This window comes from Sphingobium sp. LMA1-1-1.1 (assembly GCF_040676365.1).
GTDB lineage: Bacteria > Pseudomonadota > Alphaproteobacteria > Sphingomonadales > Sphingomonadaceae > Sphingobium.
The window spans coordinates 1-15,955 of sequence record NZ_JBEGHS010000073.1 but is presented as its reverse complement, the minus strand read 5'-3'; the positions used below and the strand labels follow the sequence as shown (position 1 = coordinate 15,955).

14 protein-coding genes are annotated in these 15,955 nt (G+C 62.9%); 11 read left to right on the top strand and 3 right to left on the bottom strand.

The annotated features are described in order from the left end of the window. Nucleotides 1-78: 78 nt before the first annotated feature. Nucleotides 79-972 (bottom strand): 3-keto-5-aminohexanoate cleavage protein, encoded by an 894-nt coding sequence (locus tag MRBLMA1_RS20940; RefSeq protein ID WP_363739586.1) that lies wholly within the window; start codon nt 970-972, stop codon nt 79-81. 983 nt (nt 973-1,955) lie between these two features. Here MRBLMA1_RS20940 and MRBLMA1_RS20935 point away from each other — a divergent pair. From MRBLMA1_RS20935 to MRBLMA1_RS20910, 6 genes are all read left to right on the top strand, one after another. After that, nucleotides 1,956-3,317, top strand: a complete 1,362-nt coding sequence (locus MRBLMA1_RS20935; protein ID WP_363739584.1) for an MFS transporter — start codon at nt 1,956-1,958, stop codon at nt 3,315-3,317. 43 nt (nt 3,318-3,360) lie between these two features. Beyond that, nucleotides 3,361-4,788 (top strand): NAD-dependent succinate-semialdehyde dehydrogenase, encoded by a 1,428-nt coding sequence (locus tag MRBLMA1_RS20930; RefSeq protein WP_363739582.1) that lies wholly within the window; start codon nt 3,361-3,363, stop codon nt 4,786-4,788. Between the two features lie 83 nt (nt 4,789-4,871). Beyond that, a complete protein-coding gene (locus MRBLMA1_RS20925; RefSeq protein WP_363739581.1) occupies nt 4,872-5,543 on the top strand; it encodes an aminotransferase class III-fold pyridoxal phosphate-dependent enzyme in 672 nt (223 codons plus the stop codon). A 170-nt stretch (nt 5,544-5,713) separates the two neighbouring features. Further along, nucleotides 5,714-7,177: a carotenoid oxygenase family protein gene (locus MRBLMA1_RS20920; protein WP_363739579.1), complete on the top strand. Its 1,464-nt coding sequence runs from the start codon at nt 5,714-5,716 to the stop codon at nt 7,175-7,177. A gap of 32 nt (nt 7,178-7,209) precedes the next feature. Further along, entirely contained in the window at nt 7,210-8,661 is a 1,452-nt protein-coding gene (locus MRBLMA1_RS20915; protein ID WP_363739577.1) for an NAD-dependent succinate-semialdehyde dehydrogenase, read from the top strand. A gap of 87 nt (nt 8,662-8,748) precedes the next feature. Next, nucleotides 8,749-9,237 carry a DUF3237 domain-containing protein gene (locus MRBLMA1_RS20910; protein ID WP_363739576.1) on the top strand — a complete coding sequence of 163 codons (489 nt, stop codon included), beginning with the start codon at nt 8,749-8,751 and terminating at the stop codon, nt 9,235-9,237. 173 nt (nt 9,238-9,410) lie between these two features. Here the strand turns inward: MRBLMA1_RS20910 and MRBLMA1_RS20905 are convergent, their stop codons facing one another. After that, nucleotides 9,411-9,674, bottom strand: coding sequence for a hypothetical protein (locus MRBLMA1_RS20905; RefSeq protein WP_363739574.1), 264 nt, complete (start codon nt 9,672-9,674; stop codon nt 9,411-9,413). A 5-nt stretch (nt 9,675-9,679) separates the two neighbouring features. Beyond that, entirely contained in the window at nt 9,680-11,269 is a 1,590-nt protein-coding gene (locus MRBLMA1_RS20900; RefSeq protein ID WP_363739791.1) for a serine hydrolase domain-containing protein, read from the bottom strand. 346 nt (nt 11,270-11,615) lie between these two features. On the opposite strand from MRBLMA1_RS20900, the gene MRBLMA1_RS20895 reads away from it, so the two are divergent. The 5 genes from MRBLMA1_RS20895 to MRBLMA1_RS20875 all read left to right on the top strand — a co-directional run. After that, nucleotides 11,616-12,062: an acyl-CoA thioesterase gene (locus MRBLMA1_RS20895; RefSeq protein ID WP_363739573.1), complete on the top strand. Its 447-nt coding sequence runs from the start codon at nt 11,616-11,618 to the stop codon at nt 12,060-12,062. A 268-nt stretch (nt 12,063-12,330) separates the two neighbouring features. Beyond that, the gene (locus MRBLMA1_RS20890; RefSeq protein WP_363739571.1) at nt 12,331-13,398 is read left to right on the top strand and encodes an amidohydrolase family protein; all 1,068 of its coding nucleotides are present in this window, start codon (nt 12,331-12,333) and stop codon (nt 13,396-13,398) included. 197 nt (nt 13,399-13,595) lie between these two features. After that, a complete protein-coding gene (locus MRBLMA1_RS20885) occupies nt 13,596-13,928 on the top strand; it encodes a LysR family transcriptional regulator (RefSeq protein ID WP_363739570.1) in 333 nt (110 codons plus the stop codon). Beyond that, the gene (locus tag MRBLMA1_RS20880) at nt 13,892-14,533 is read left to right on the top strand and encodes a LysR substrate-binding domain-containing protein (protein ID WP_363739789.1); all 642 of its coding nucleotides are present in this window, start codon (nt 13,892-13,894) and stop codon (nt 14,531-14,533) included. Before MRBLMA1_RS20885 ends, MRBLMA1_RS20880 begins: the two co-directional genes overlap by 37 nt. Before the next feature lie 497 nt (nt 14,534-15,030). After that, nucleotides 15,031-15,955, top strand: a 925-nt coding sequence (locus MRBLMA1_RS20875) for a TonB-dependent receptor plug domain-containing protein (protein WP_363739569.1), incomplete at its 3' end; no start/stop codon positions are given.

Here is a 15,955-nt window from a genome sequence, read left to right as displayed (position 1 = left end):
TGTCCACATGAGACGCGTGGGTCGCCGCCAGCCTCACTGAAATGCGCTCAGCTCGGAAGGGGAGCGACCCCCCCCAGCTTACTGCGATATCTTCGCTAACCCGAGTATCTCCCGCGCCTCTTCGGGGGAGGCTATCTCCCGTTGGAGTTCGTTGGCGATCCTCACCGTGCGGGCTACCAGCTCCTCGTTGCGGGCTAGGCGACCGCGGCTGTAGTAATTATTGTCCTCCAGACCGACCCGGACGTGTCCGCCCAGGAGCATCGCCTGAGTGGTTGCGGGAAGCTGCGCTGGTCCGATCGCCGACACGCAGAAGATCGATTGCGGCGGCAGCATGCTCACCATCACCGTAAGAATGTCGTGACTATAGGGCATCGCGCCCTGGAAGCCGTGGTCCGCTCCCAGGACCATGTTGATGTAATAAGGGGGTTTGTCATACCCCTTCTGGATCAGGCGGGTGACATCCTGCAGAATGTGGCTCGGACCGAACACCTCCCATTCGGGCTTGATGCCACGCTCCACCATCCGCTTGACGAGGGTTTCGCACCGCGATGGCGGCGTGACGACGAGAATTTCCCTGCCGCCGTGGACGTCCACGAACGTCATTCCGTCGAAGGTCGCCATCTCGGCGCCCGCCTCGCAGCCTTTCAGCCGTTCCTCGAAGTTCGATTCGAACAGGCCGTCCTCGCGGGCGACGAGCATGTCGCCGCTGGAGCCGCCACCCGTCGAGTTATTGATGATGATGTCGCATTTGGCGCGAATCCGTTCGTTGATGTCGCGGTAGATGTCTGCATTGCAGGTGGCCCCATCGTCCGGCCGCCGCGCGTGGAGCGCCGCGATCGTCGCGCCTTCCTTGTAAGACTTGTAGACCGAATCGGCGATCTCGGCCGGCTGCGTTGGCAGATTGGGGTTCTGTGCTTTGGAAGCCATGCCACCCGTCGGTGCCACGGTGACAATCAACTTCGAGCTGGCCATTCGATATCCTTCCGATTCAACGATCAAGCATGACACTGGCTGGGCCTTTGCGACGTGCCCACAGCTTTCGGGAAGCTGCCCGCCGGCTGGCGACCGCTTCCTGCAACGGCCCGGTCCGTGCGCCCAGTCTTCAAACACATTGATGAATCAACGATAGCGTTCAGAAAGGACTCGTGCAAGCAGATCGAACATCGCGGTGAAGAGGCTGGGGGTTCATGCCTGTTCAAGGCGGTGCGGTGCCGGGAACGGGCTGTCCCTGCACCCGAAGATGAGCGCCGATGTGCTAAGGGGCACCGGGGCCGACCAACTGTTCGCCGTGGCAGCTTGCACAGTTTTGGCTGTAGGATGCGGCGCCGGCGACGAGCTGTGGGGCCATCGAGCCTGAGACCTGAGGCGCCGCCGCTGCTATCGGCTGCTGCGCCCACGCGAAGCCCGCCCCCGCCAGGAGCGCCACGGATGCCGCAGCTGCGATGATCATTGTCGCACCGCCCAACAGCCGTCCATGACCACTCTGCTGCACCATAGTATCGCTCCTAAGTTCTCCAGCCAGGATGCTGTGGGCACATCCTTGGCTATTCGCCTCCAAGAGGCGCCCTTCCCGCTAAATGCGACCTGAAGTGGAACCGCAATGTCGATGCCGCCGGAGCCTCAGGGCAGAAGGATGCGGTATATGATCAGGACGCCAGGAACTCAAGATACTTCATGACTCATCATGGATTTCTGTGCTGGAGCGTTCCGAACCGGCGCTCCGATGGACTGGCGAGCGTTGCGGGAACCTGTCCTCTATATGCTCTGGGCCACAGTTGGAAGGGCAGCTATAAACTAGGCGAGTGCAAAAGTCGTTGCACTGCTCGTATCATTGATCTATCAACTATTTGGCAAGGAGAGGCAAGGCCGATCTCACTTGCTGCGCGATGCCGTTGTCGACTGTCGGGCGCTGCTCGTGGCGGCGTGCTGATTGACCGCTTGAAAGGGGGCAGGGCATGGAAGGTAGTGGGCGCCGGGAGGTGAATCTCGCCGCGGTGCTGGACAACCAGCCCTTCGGCCGGACACAGATTTCCGTCCTTATCCTCGTCGTCGCGGCGATGTTCGTCGATGGATACGACATCTTCATGCTCGGGAAGATAGCTCCGGCCGTCGCAGAGGGTGTAGGTGTGAAACCCGCTGCCATGACGATCGTCTTCCTCCTGCAGCAAATCGGACTCACGGTCGGCTCTTTCGTTGTCAGCCCGCTGGCTGATCGCTTCGGAAGGAAGCGTGCTCTCGTCTGGTCGCTGCTCGTCTTTGGCCTCATCACGCTTGCGACGTCCCTGGCGCACAACATTATGCAGATCGCCGTGCTCAGGGGCCTGGCCGGCATTTCTCTCGCCGGTACCGTGCCGATGGGGGCTGCCCTCATTTCCGAGTTCGCGCCTCGACGGCTGCGGAGCACAGTGATTGGGGTCGCGATGGTGGGCTACTCGGCTGGCAACGCGGCCGGCGCCGGAGCGGCGTTCCTGATTCCGGTCTACGGTTGGCAGGCTGCCTTCTGGGTGGGCGGAGCGCTTCCGCTCCTGCTCACTCCGCTGATGGCTGTTTTCCTGGTTGACTCCGCCGTCGCCCAGCCTCGTCGAACAGGCGCGGGAAGTGATCTGAAACGGTTGGTGCGGCGCATCGATCCCAGACTGGATCTGAGCGGTGACGAGCGGTTCGTGCTGCCGGAACGGCTGCCCCGCGAGAGGTCCGGCGTCTTCGAAATCTTCCGGGGCGGCCGGGCACGTGCGACCACGATCATCTGGATCTGCTGCTTCTTCAGCATGGGCAACATCGCCCTGCTCTACGCTTGGCTGCCGTCCTTTTTCCGCGAGATGGCGGGGGTGTCGCTGCAGCGTTTCGCGGTTGTGGCTGCTATCGGCTTCTTCGGAGGCGTCATGGGCACGCTGAGCGTCGGCCGCCTCATGGACTGGTTCGGTGCGGGCCGCCTCATACCGCTATTCTACGGTGCTCTGGCGGTGTCGATTTTCGCCATCGGACAGGTGCCATTCGACAGCCCGTTTTTCGTGCTCGTGCTGGTTGTCTGGAGCTTCTTCTCCGCCGGGGGACAGTCCGGACTGAACATGCTCATGGCCCAGATATATCCGCCCGAGATGAAGAGCACCGGGATCGGCTGGGCCGGAGGGGTCGGACGGATCGGCGGCATTGTCGCGCCCCTGCTGGGCGGCGCCGCGCTCACCTACAACTGGTCGCTCCCGATGACCATGACCACGATTTCCATACCCCCGCTCATCGTCGCGATGCTGTTCCTGTTCATGCGCGGCACGCCGCAGGCTGTAGCTGACGTCGCACGGCCAGCAGGTCTGCATTGAGCGAGCGAGCGGCGGTCCATCATTTCAGCAACAAGGGACGATAATGGCCTATCCTGAACTTTGCATGATCATCGACGGCGAGCGGATTCCCGTCGGCCATCGTCGCACGCACACTGTCATCAATCCCGCGACGCTGGAGCGACTGGGCGAACTGCCCCTGGCGGACGCCGCCGACCTGGACCGGGCACTTGACGCTGCGGCGCGTGGCTTCGCGACATGGCGGAAGTCGACGCCGGAGCAGCGCGCCGCGGTTCTGCTGGGCGCCGCTTCGATCATGGCCGCGCGGGCCGAAGACATCGCGCGGGTCGCGACGGCCGAGCAGGGCAAGACTCTGGCCGAAGCCAGAACCGAAGTAGCGATGAACGTGAACCTGTTCCGGTTTTACGCGGGCGAGTGTCACCGGCTTTACGGGCGTTCGCTCGTGCGGCCAGCGGGCTCACGTTCGATCGTGACGAAGGAGCCCATTGGCCCCGTAGTCGCGTTTAGCCCATGGAATTTTCCCATCAACAATCCGGGGCGCAAGCTGGGCGCGCCTATTGCTGCGGGCTGCTCGGTGATCCTCAAGTCGGCGGAGGAGGCGCCGGCGTCGGCAATCCTCGTGCTGGAGTCGCTGCTCGAAGCCGGACTGCCAAAGGACGTTGCGCAGGCAGTATTCGGCATCCCGGACGAGGTGTCACGCCATCTTCTGGCATCGCCTATTGTGCGCAAGCTCTCCTTCACCGGATCAACTCAGGTTGGAAAGCATCTCCTCAAGCTTGCGGCTGATGATTTCAAGCGGACCACCATGGAACTCGGCGGCCACGGCGCGGTGCTCGTGTTCAAGGACGCGAAGGTGGAGAAGGTGCTGGACACGGTGGTCGCCCACAAGTTCCGCAACGCCGGCCAGGTGTGCGTCGCACCGACGCGCTTCATTATCGAGGACGCCATTTACGACGAGTTCGTCGACGGCTTCGCCGGTCGCGCCGCCGCACTGAAGGTCGGCAACGGCGCCGATTCCGACAGCCAGATGGGTCCGATGGCGAACGCGCGCCGGCTGGACGCCATGGACCAGTTGATCGGTGACGCCAAGGCGCGTGGCGCCCAGGTTCGGGCCGGCGGGGAGCGGATCGGAAATCGGGGCTTCTTCTTCCAACCGACCGTCATCACGGATGTTCCGCTGGACGCCGACATCATGAACACGGAGCCCTTCGGACCTGTAGCCATCTGCAACGCCTACGGGTCGGAGGACGAGATGGTCGCGGAGGCCAATCGGCTACCCTATGGGCTGGCCGCCTATCTGTGGACCGACGACGCCAATCGGCAGCGCCGGCTGTCGCGTGAGATTGAGACCGGCATGCTGGGCATCAACACCAGCAAGATCGGCGGGGCGGATGCCCCGTTTGGCGGCGTCAAATGGTCGGGCCACGGCCATGAGGACGGCCTGGAAGGCGTTGACGCCTGCCTCGTCACGAAGGCCATCCACGAGGAGTAGTCCGGCGCACGGGCTAAATCAATGATTGGCCAATTGAGAATCGTTCGACGTTCAGAAAAACGCAGGATTCTTCAGTAGGCACTTTGCACGCCGCGCAGGGCGAGGGCGGCTTCCATGTCGCTCCAACCGAACTGCTCCAGGCCCTGCGCCGGATCTGCGACGAGCACGGTATCCTCCTCATCTCCGACGAGGTCCAGTCGGGTTTCGCCCGTACGGGCAGGATGTTCGGCATCGAGCACAGCCACGTCGAACCCGACCTCGTCTGCGTGGCCAAGTCGCTCGCCGGCGGTTTCCCGCTGGCGGGGGTGATCGGTCGCGCCGAGATCATGGACGCGCTGGATCCGGGCGGACTCGGCGGGACCTATGGCGGGTCGCCGGTGAGCTGCGCGGCGGCGCTCGCCGTGCTTGACGTAATCGAGGAGGAAGGGCTCAACGCCCGTGCGGAGATCATCGGAGCGGCACTGCGGAAGCGCATCGAGGGATATCGCGACGCCGGGCTGCCGGTCGCGAACCTCCGTGGCCTTGGCGCGATGATCGGCTTCGACGTGCTGGGAACAGACGGCGTGCCCGACGGCACCGCTGCCAAGGCGGTCTGCGCGGCGGCGCTTGAGGAGAGCTTGATCGTCCTGTCTTGCGGAGCGAAGGGGGAGACGATCCGGATCCTGGTGCCGCTCACCGCTTCGGACGCGATAATTGGGGAAGGGCTCGATATCATCGAGCGCGCGCTGAGAGCGGTGGCTGGTTTCGGGCTCTGACCTGGCGCGGCGGATCGGCAAGTCGCCTGCCGATCCGAGAGCGCTTGACCCGCGATCCTCGAAGTGTAATGTCGTTGACTAAACAATGATGTCGCGCTGAATCGCGTCGCCACATTTGGCGGCCCTGCGGTGCCGCCGAATATATCATCATCATCTCGACGAGGCACGGTATGAAATTCCCGGACACGCCCAATTTCACCGGCTTCTTCGCCCCTTCCGGCGTCGAGGCCGAAGTGCGCAACCTCCCGGTGGTCGCGGGTGTCATTCCGGCGGACCTCGACGGCAGCTTCTACCGCGTCGCGCCCGATCCGCAGTACCCGCCACTCGCCGGAAACGACATCTGGTTCAACGGCGACGGCATGGTCACGCGGTTCCGCTTCAAGGATGGCGAGGTCTCCCTGCAGCAACGCTGGGCGCGCACCGACAAGTTCCGACTGGAACGCGAAGCCGGGCACGCGCTTTTCGGCGCCTATCGCAATCCACTGACCGACGACGGGAGTGTGAAGGGCCAGGTGCGCGGGACGGCGAATACCAATGTGGTCGTCCATGCCGGCAAGCTGCTCGCGCTCAAGGAGGACAGTCCGCCGGTGTGGATGGACCCGGAGACGCTGGACACGATCGACCCCAAATACACCTTCGGGGGCCGGATGACGTCGGAGACCTTCACCGCGCATCCGAAGATCGATGCGCGCACCGGCGAGATGCTTGCCTTCGGTTACGCCGCGAAGGGGCTGTGCACACGCGACATGGTATTCTACGTGATCAGCCCGGAAGGGGAGATCACGCGCGAAGTTTGGTTCGAGATACCCTATTACTGCATGATGCACGACTTCGGCATCACCGAGGATTATGTTGTTTTCCACGTCGTGCCGATCGTTGGCTCCTGGGAACGGCTTGAGGCGGGCCTGCCGCATTTCGGCTTCGATCGCGGCCGCCCCGTTCACCTCGGCGTCCTGCCACGGAACGGTGGCGCCGAGGACATCCGCTGGTTCTCGGCGCCAACCTGCTTCGCCAGCCACGTCATGAACGCGCACAATGAAGGCACCACGGTGCATTTCGACGTGCCGATGGCGAGCGGCAATATGTTCCCGTTCTTTCCGGACACCGACGGCGAGCCGTTCGACCCGGTCGCCGCGGCGGCGCGGATGACCCGCTGGACCGTTGATCTGCGTTCCAACAGCGAAGACATCCAGATGACTCCCCTGGCGGAGCTGACGGGGGAGTTCCCCCGCATCGACGATCGCTTCGCGGGATTGAAGAACCGCTACGGCTGGCAACTCGCGCAGGATTTGTCGAAGCCGATCGATCTGCCGGGCGGTCGGAGCGCGGCCGGCTTCATGATGAACACGCTTGGCCGGATCGACCTGGAGACGGGCGAGACGGACACATTCTGGGTCGGCCCGACCTCGTCCCTCCAGGAGCCCGCCTTCGTCCCGCGTCCGGGATCGACCGAGGAGGGGGACGGTTATCTCATCTGCATCGAGAACCGGATGGCGGAGAACGGATCGCGCCTGCTGCTGCTCGATGCGCTCAACCTGTCGCAAGGTCCGGTCGCTTCGATCGCCCTGCCGTTCCGCCTGCGTCAGGGTCTGCACGGCAACTGGGTGCCGGGTCAGACCCCAGGCGCAGCCTGATCGTACCGAACAACCGTTGAACCGAGGACGTGATGAAAAGCTTCAGCGAAAATGATCTGCTCCGCGAGGCCTGCCTGATCGACGGGACTTGGATTGAGGCCGGAGGCGACGGGATCGCCGTCGACGACCCCGCGACGGGCGAGATCGTCGGCCGTGTGCCGAAGCTCGGCGCGGCGGAGACCGAGGCGGCGATCGCCGCGGCCGACCGGGCCATGCCGGCGTGGGCAGCGCGCACCGCCAAGGATCGGGCGCAGGTTCTGCGTGCATGGTTCGACCTCATCATGGCGCACCAGGACGTGCTCGCGCGCATCCTCACGCGCGAACAGGGCAAACCGCTCGCGGAGGCGAAGGGCGAGATTGCCTATGCCGCCAGCTTCATCGAGTGGTTCGCCGAGGAGGCGAAGCGGATCTATGGCGAAGTCGTGCCTGGACATATGCCTGACAAGCGCATCGTCGTGCTAAAGCAGCCGATCGGCGTCGTCGCGGCGATCACGCCGTGGAACTTCCCGGCCGCGATGATCACCCGCAAGTTGGCGCCGGCACTGGCGGCGGGTTGCACGACGGTGCTGAAGCCGGCGAGCCAGACGCCCTTCACCGCCCTCGCGCTCGCCGTTTTGGCCGAGGAGGCAGGCGTGCCCGCCGGCGTGATCAACGTGGTCACCGGCGGTGCGGCCGCGATTGGCGGAGCGCTGACCGCGAGCCCGGTGGTTCGGAAGCTGACGTTCACGGGATCTACCGAGATCGGCGCCAAGCTCTACGAACAGAGCGCGCCGACGATCAAGAAATTGTCGCTGGAACTCGGCGGGAACGCGCCGTTCATCGTGTTCGACGATGCCGATCTGGACGCCGCCGTCGCGGGAGCGATCGCGTCGAAGTACCGCAACGCCGGACAGACATGCGTATGCGCCAACCGCCTCTATGTGCAAGCGGGCATCCATGACCGTTTCGTAGAGGCGCTTGCGAAGGCGGTGAACGGACTGGTCGTTGGAAATGGACTGGATCAGGCGACCACGATTGGCCCGCTGATCGACGAGGCTGCTGTCGCCAAGGCCCAGCAGCATGTCGATGACGCCGTCGCCAAGGGCGCTCGCATCGTCACCGGCGGCAAGGCTCATCCCTTGGGCGGTCGCTATTTCCAGCCGACCATAATCGAGGGCGTCAAGGCCGGCATGCTCGTCCTGAACGAGGAGACTTTCGGCCCCGTCGCACCTATTATCCGGTTCGAGGACGAGTCCGACGCCATCGCCAAAGCCAATGCGACCGAGTTCGGCCTTGCCGCCTACTTCTATGCGCGCGACATGGGCCGTGCGTGGCGCGTGGCGGAGGCGCTGGAGAGCGGCATAGTCGGCATCAACACGGGCCTCATATCCACCGAAGTGGCGCCGTTCGGCGGCGTGAAGGCCTCTGGCCTCGGACGGGAGGGATCCCGTCACGGCATCGACGATTATTTGGAGATCAAATATCTTTGCATCGGTATCGCTTGAGCCTGGAACGACCTGCGGATGCGTCGCTCGGTCGCAGATCCGGCCCTGAGACGACAGAAGTTGCGCCAGGATGCTGAGGAGACGAGAATGTTAGATGGTCCCGATCTGGCGCTGCAGTACGAGCATGCGTTCGACATCCGCGTCAACTTCGATCGACGATGGACGACGGGTCCCATCCATCCTGGCGGTCCCGACTGCGGCTACACGTCGGTGGGCGAGGGCGGGATCGTGTTTGGTCCCCTACTGAACGGGCGTCTGGTCGACTATAGCGGCGCCGACTGGCCGATGATCCGCAGCGATGGCGTCGTGGAGCTCAACGCCCACTACATGATTGAGGCGGATGACGGCGCGCGCATCTACATACGCAATCTTGGCTACGTACACGGTCCGTTGGAGCGGCCTGGACGGCCGCCCCTCCCACGCTATTTCCGCTGCACGCCTTATTTCCGTGCGCCCGATGGTCCGCACGAGTGGCTGAACCGCACCGTGATCGTGGGCGTGGGACAGCGCCGGCCGCGGATCACTCCGGACGACGAGCCCGACCACTCGCTATTCCGCTACTACGCGATCAAGTAGGCGGCGGTGACGCGAACGGCTCTCGACAAGTAGAGACGATCGCGCATCCTGCCGATCACGCGCCCAAGAAGGTCGCTCACCGCGCGCTCGCGCGGAAATCCACATCCCTCACAAGCGAATACCGCACTCGACCGCGCTCTCCCGCCGCGCCACCGGCAGGAGATGCGGCCACTTCAGCGTTCCCCGGTTGGGGCGGGAGAGCGCGGCCGGGACACGGCCTCAATCGGGAGGGAAGGCACGTTGAGCGTTTGCGTGGCCTCGGTCGCGGCGCGCACGCTGTCTTGATCGAGCGGGATTACCTTCAGGTCGAGATCGACGTGCCGCTGGATCTGATCGGTGAGGTGAGAATTGCCGCGTCCTTGCGGATCGATGAAGAGGTTTTGGCCGCCAGCGTCCACGACGCTCAGCATCTCGCGCCGATCCTTGGCCAGCTCCATGAAGGCTACCCACTCGTCGCCGCCATTGTCCCGCACGAAAGCGGGGCGAGTCCGCGCATCGCGGCGGGCAGCTCGACGTCACCATGATCGAAAAAGCCGTCAACTGGCGCGGTGGGCCGGCTTGACTCCTTCTTCGAGGGGTCGAAATAGCGGTAGTAGACGGGCTGGCGAAGCCCGCGCAGGGGCCCTTGACCGAAGTCCGCGCGGAGCTTGGCCAAGGTGGTCGTCAGCGTCGAGCGCAACACCGCGTCACGATCCCGTCCCTGCAGGAAGTCGAACTTCGCGGGCGTGGCGGCATCCTTGCCCTCTATCACCCGCAGAAGGAGGCTCGTGCGGTACTTTATGTGCTTGTAGTCGTCGATCCGGTGCCACCAGTCGCCGATGACGGAGCCCACCAATGCTTGTTGCGCGATCGGCAGCCAGGCCTCGAACGCCACCAGACCGGGATCGTCGTAACGGCCATCCCCGTCGGCATCCGTGAAGAGATCGTTCCAGCCGGCCATCAGCTCCACCAGTTCGGTGACCCACCACTGGTAACCGTAACCCGTGCCGTCCGCGTCGGCGACCTGCGTCGGATATGTGGCCTCTGCCACCCAGCCATCGGGCAGTACGGATCTGCCGTTTTCATCTTTTCCGCCGAGCATGAAGAACCGGCCGAATCGCGCATAGTCGCGCAGCGTGGCGTTGAGGAAGCCGCTGCTCATGATCCGGCCCGCGCCGTCGACGATCCAGCTTGCGTCATGCTCCATGCCGGCCGGCACCCAGACCTTTTCAGACAGATACGCGTTGAGCGGCTTGCCGGTGGCGTTGGCGACGATGACGCCGAGCAGCCGGGAGACGCTCGACGCGTAGTTGAACGTGGTGCCCGCCGGGGCGAGGCGCTTCGATTTCGCGAGGAAGGTGAGGAGGTCGACACCTTCCGGCACGGGCCTGCCGTCCGGTACCGCGAGCCCGGTGATCCGCCCACCATCGCCGCCTTGGCCGTAGATCTCCTTATATTCGATGCCCGTGCTCATCGTCAGAGCATGACGGATGGTCACGTCGTCCCAGGCGCTGCCGCGCAGCTCCGGAACATATTTCGTGACCGGATCGTCCACACTGCCGATCTTGCCGTCCTTGATCGCAGCACCCACCAGGGTCGAGGTGAAAGACTTGGCGGCTGAGTTCGAGACCCAGACCTTGTCCTTTCCGAGGCCCAGGCCGTAGCGTTCAAGCACGATCCTGCCTCTATGGAGCACGAGCAGCCCGGCGGTGTGATTGTCCGCCATATAGTCTGCGATAGTGCGAATCCGACCCTTTTCGCGATAGCTGGCCTTCAGCGTCAGTTTGGACGCGGGCAGGGGGGTGATGCGCGGACCGCGTGCAACGGGCGCGGCGACGTAGAGCTTCGCCATGTTTCGAAACCCTGCCGAGCGGACATCGTCGGGCCAGAAGACGAACATCTGGCTGGCGGGGGGAAGCCGCTCTGCGAGAGGCGGCGCTGCGGCCTGTGTCCGCGCACCATGCGGCTGCTCCGCGCTGGCCGGAGCGACAAGCGCGCCGATCAGCAGGGCCGCCAGTCCCGCTCGACGGTGCATGATTCTGTCCGACGACATGCTCAAGAGACCCTTCTTTGATCGGGCAGGTGGACCAGAGCTGCTATCCTCCATGCAGCGATCGGCCGGAGTATAGGGGCTATCCGCGAACCCGGTGTGTTGCAAAATTTCATTGATTTAGCATTATTCTTGCTGGTCGGGCACTGTCAATCCTCACGCTTGCATTATGAAGGGCCAAGGACAGCGCGGCTCCCGGAGGCTTGGAGACCCAGCATGTGTCGACACTAAATGCGGTCACCATAATTTATTGACTGATCAATGAAAATGACTAGACTGCCAGGGAAGTCGGGGCACGGCTGCGTCGCCGACGGGGTGGAGAGGAAGAGAATCGATGATTGGGCAGGAGATGAAGGAGTTCGACTCGGAAAAGGTCGGATTCTTCGCTGAGCGTTCATTCATCATCGAGTGGGGGCAATGCGATCCCGCCGGGATCGTATACTATCCACGGTATTTCGACATGTTCAACGAGTCGACGATCCATCTCTTCGCCGCGGCGGGCTATCCGAAGCATGAAATGCTCGAGCGTTTCGACATGATCGGCTATCCGATGATCGCGACCAACGCTTCTTTCCATTTACCTTCGACATTCGGTGACACCGTCACGATCAGGAGCTTCGTGGCGGGGTGGGGGAAATCGAGTTTCGAGATCCGTCATGATCTGCTGCACGGTAGCGCGCTGGCCGTTGCGGGCTACGAGAAGCGGGTCTGGGCGGCGCGCGATCCGGAGACGCAGCGCATCCGTGGCGTCCCCACGCCCAGGGAGGTGGTCGAGCGCATGATGCGAGCCCGCTGAGTTCCGCACGCGGAGCACTTTTCGAACGCAATTTCAATTCAGCTTGAGATTGTTGATTACTCAATATACATGCTTCTGATACGTACAGAATGGGCGCGTACCTGATCACCGGGGCGCCGGGGGCGACATTGCAATGAGGGGACCGGGCGGAACCCTTCCGACGCACCCGATCGGCGCGCGAGCAACGGTAGCCACGCCATTCGCCCCGCACATTACGGGTTAACCTAAACCCACTGGCCGATCGAACGGCATCAAAGGAAGGATCAGCATGACAAACACAGACTATCCGCTCCGCACCGGCGGCGATCGCGGCTACCTCCGCATCGCGACCGAGGAAGCATTCTGTCCGCCCGAACTGATGGACCGCTTCATGAAGATCATGGAGGATCGGTCGATCGACGATCCGGGCTTTTACAGCCTCTGGGGTTTCTACGGTGGTCCCAGCGAGCGAGCGCGACTGCTCCGGGAGCGTATCCAGGATCTGGGCGACCGCCGCATCGCCGACATGGATGCTACCGGCATCGATATGCAGATCCTTGGCATCACATGTCCCGGCGTCCAGATCTTCGAGCCGGCCGAGGGTGCGGCCATGGCGATCGATGCCAATGACCAGTTGGGGGAGGCTGTAGCCGCGCATCCGGACCGTTACGTCGGCTTGGCTGCCATCGCGCCGCAAGCCGTCCACGAGTCCGTGCGGGAGGTCGAGCGCGCCGTCACGAAGCACGGGTTCAAGGGTGTGATCGTGAATTCGCACGTTCAGGGCCGCTATCTGGACGAGGCGGACTTCTGGCCGATCCTCGAGGTGATCGAGGCGATGGACGTGCCGCTGTACATCCATCCCAATACGCCTTCGAAGCAGCTCATCCAGCCTTTTCTGGACCGGGCGCTCGAAGCGGCGATCTTCGGCTTCGGCGTCGAAACCGGACTGCACCTGACGCGACTGATCACTGCCGGCGTGTTCGATCGGTTCCCCCGGCTGCGGGTCGTGGCGGGGCATCTTGGCGAGGCTCTGCCTTTCTGGATCCGCCGCATGGACTTCTGGCACACGGCCTCGGTGCCGGCCGGTCGCAAGGGCACGATCAAGCTGGACCGCTCCCCGCTCCAGGTACTCAAGGAGAATTTCTGGTTGACGACCAGTGGCATGCCGTGGACCGACACGATCCTCTACTGCCAGAAGGTCATGGGTACGGATCGCGTCATGTACGCGATGGACTACCCATATCAGTATGTGGCGGACGAGGTGCGCGTCCAGGACAATTTGCCGATCGGTTTTGAGGAAAAGCGCCAGTTTTTCCAGACAAACGCGGAGACCGTCTTCAACATAAAGCCCCGCTGACCGTCAGCGGCTGGCTGCATCGTAGCCATATCATCAACGATGTTCGGACCGGCCGGCGCTTTGCCGCCGATCCTCTCTCAGCCGAGTTTGGGTAGGGGGTCAGCGCAAAGACGCCGCGGGCACATTGGTGACTTCTCCATTATAACCGGGGTGGGCCGTGAAATCGAAAGGTCGTTCTGGTGGATTAAGGAGGTTTGGTGGCCAACCCGAAAGACTACCCGCCACTGGCGGCGCTGCGAGCCTTCGAAGCCGTTGGCCGGCTACATGGCATCCGCCGCGCCGCGAAAGAACTGACGGTGGACCATGCTGTCGTCAGCCGCCACATACGATCACTGGATGCGTGGGTCGGCGCACAACTCTTGACGAGAAATGCGAAGGGCTATTCGCTGACCGAGCTGGGCAGCACGTATCACGAGCAGATTTCCTCTGCCCTGGGAGCCATCGCCAGCGCGACGAGCATGTTGATGAGCAGGGGCGGCGACCTTAACTCAGCATCGAGTGCATTCCGGGCTTCGCGTCCCTGTGGCTGAGCGATCACCTGGGCGATTTCATCAGCAAGAATAGCGACATAGACGTCGACTTCCGCCCCTCCGACCATAGCCCCGATTTCCGGGGAAATCTGGTCGATACGGACATCCGCTATTTGCGCGAATGGGAAGAAGCGGCACTGCCCAAGTCCGTACGGCGCTTCGAATTCGTTCGTCCCACGGTTTTCCCCGTGGCAAGCCCCGCGTGCGCCGCAAACTTGAAGCCGATCGACAGTGCCGAGGATTTCCTTTCCCTGCCGCTCCTGCATGAGGAAAGCGACTTGGAATGGCGGCACTGGCTGCTGAGTCATGACGTCAGAGTGCCGGATCGGATCGGGGGGTCGCGCCTCTGGCACGCTCACCTTACGCTGGCGGCAGCACGCCAGGGCCATGGCGTGGCATTGGCGAACCGCTGGCTGCTGCGCGACGATATTGAAGCGGGACGGCTGGTGGAAATCATCCCCGCCAATGGCAGCTTTCGTCCGATCCGTTTCGGCGCATACACGATCCTTGCGCGAGAAGATCGCTGGAATTCTCCCAGCGTGCTTCGCTTCCGCAGGTGGCTTCAGGAGGAAGTCGCATCCAGCGACACCGCATCCGGCAACTGAGGCTCGAAGGAAGCGGCAAGGGCCGCCTGTCGGCGCGCTTTGCAACGATCCGCGCGTCGAACAAATCACCCCCGCCTAACCCGGCCACAGCTTATCTGCAAACCGTTCGGAAAGGCGGCGGCCCTGATCGGATTGCACCACCAGCGAAACAAAGATGTCCAACTTGCTCACTTGACCGAATTTTGACTCACCCATAGCTTCCCGACCCGATCTCACGAGATAACTACATAAATTCTGAGAGTGCGATCAATTTTCTGCACCCAAAGGGAGCCATTTTCAGTCCATGTAAAATTATATGAAGAAGATGGATTGAAGACAAGGCAGCGGAGATCTTGAAAAGTCGGGTGCTTGTCACAAAATCGGGGGGTAATATGTCTCTGAAATTGAAGAGCATACTAAGGGATGCTGCGTCAATTGTAACCATATTCGTGCTCTTGCCTGCTGTTGCACAAGCAGAGAAAAATCGCGCCCCGCAGTCGAAAGCCTCTGAAGGCGGCATGGACAACGGCGAGATTGTCGTGACGGCGCAGCATCGTGAGCAGCGTCTCCAGGATGTCGGCATCTCGATCACCGCCCTGGGGAGTGAGCAGCTGGCCCGGCTTGGCGTGACGAGCAGCATCGACATTGGCCGCATTACGCCGGGCGTCCACGTTTCGGGCAATTTCGGTGGCCAGACCGCACAATATACCATCCGCGGCGTCACCCAGAACGACTTCAGCGACGTGCTCGAAGGCCCGGTCGCGGTCTACTTCGACGATGGTTATATCGGCAGCCTCAGCGGCCAGATCTTCGGCACCTTCGACCTTGAGCGCGTGGAAATTCTGAAGGGGCCGCAGGGAACCCTGTTCGGACGCAATGCCACGGGCGGCCTGGTCCACTTCATTCCGCGCAAGCCGACCGACCAGCTTTCGATCAACGCGAACGCGACCTATGGCCGGTTCAACCAGACCCGCCTTGAAGCGGGTATCGGCGGCCCGCTGGGCAATGGCTTCTCTGGCCGCGCCACGATCCTGTACAATCGCCAGGATCCGATCTTCAAGAACATCTATCCGGTTGGAAACAGCGCGCCCGGTCCTGTGCCTGCCCGCTGCTGCGAGAACACCTGGAACGACAACACCCTCGGCGGGCGGTTGCAGCTCCAGTACGAAACGGGTGACTGGAAGATCCGCGTGCAGGGTTCGGCCCTGCGCAGCATCGCGTCGACCAGCCCGTACAAGTCCTTCCCCGCGGCGCCGGTGTTCAACAGCGACGGCCAGTTGATCGATACGATCAGGCTTCCCGAAACGGACCCGGTTCTGGGCGCCACTCAGCAGCCGCGCGACAACAACTACATCTCCCAGGCGATGGCGCTTGACGACCGCAACCGGATGCAGACCTACAACGCGGCCCTGCACATCGACGGGTCGATCGGTGCGGTCGATG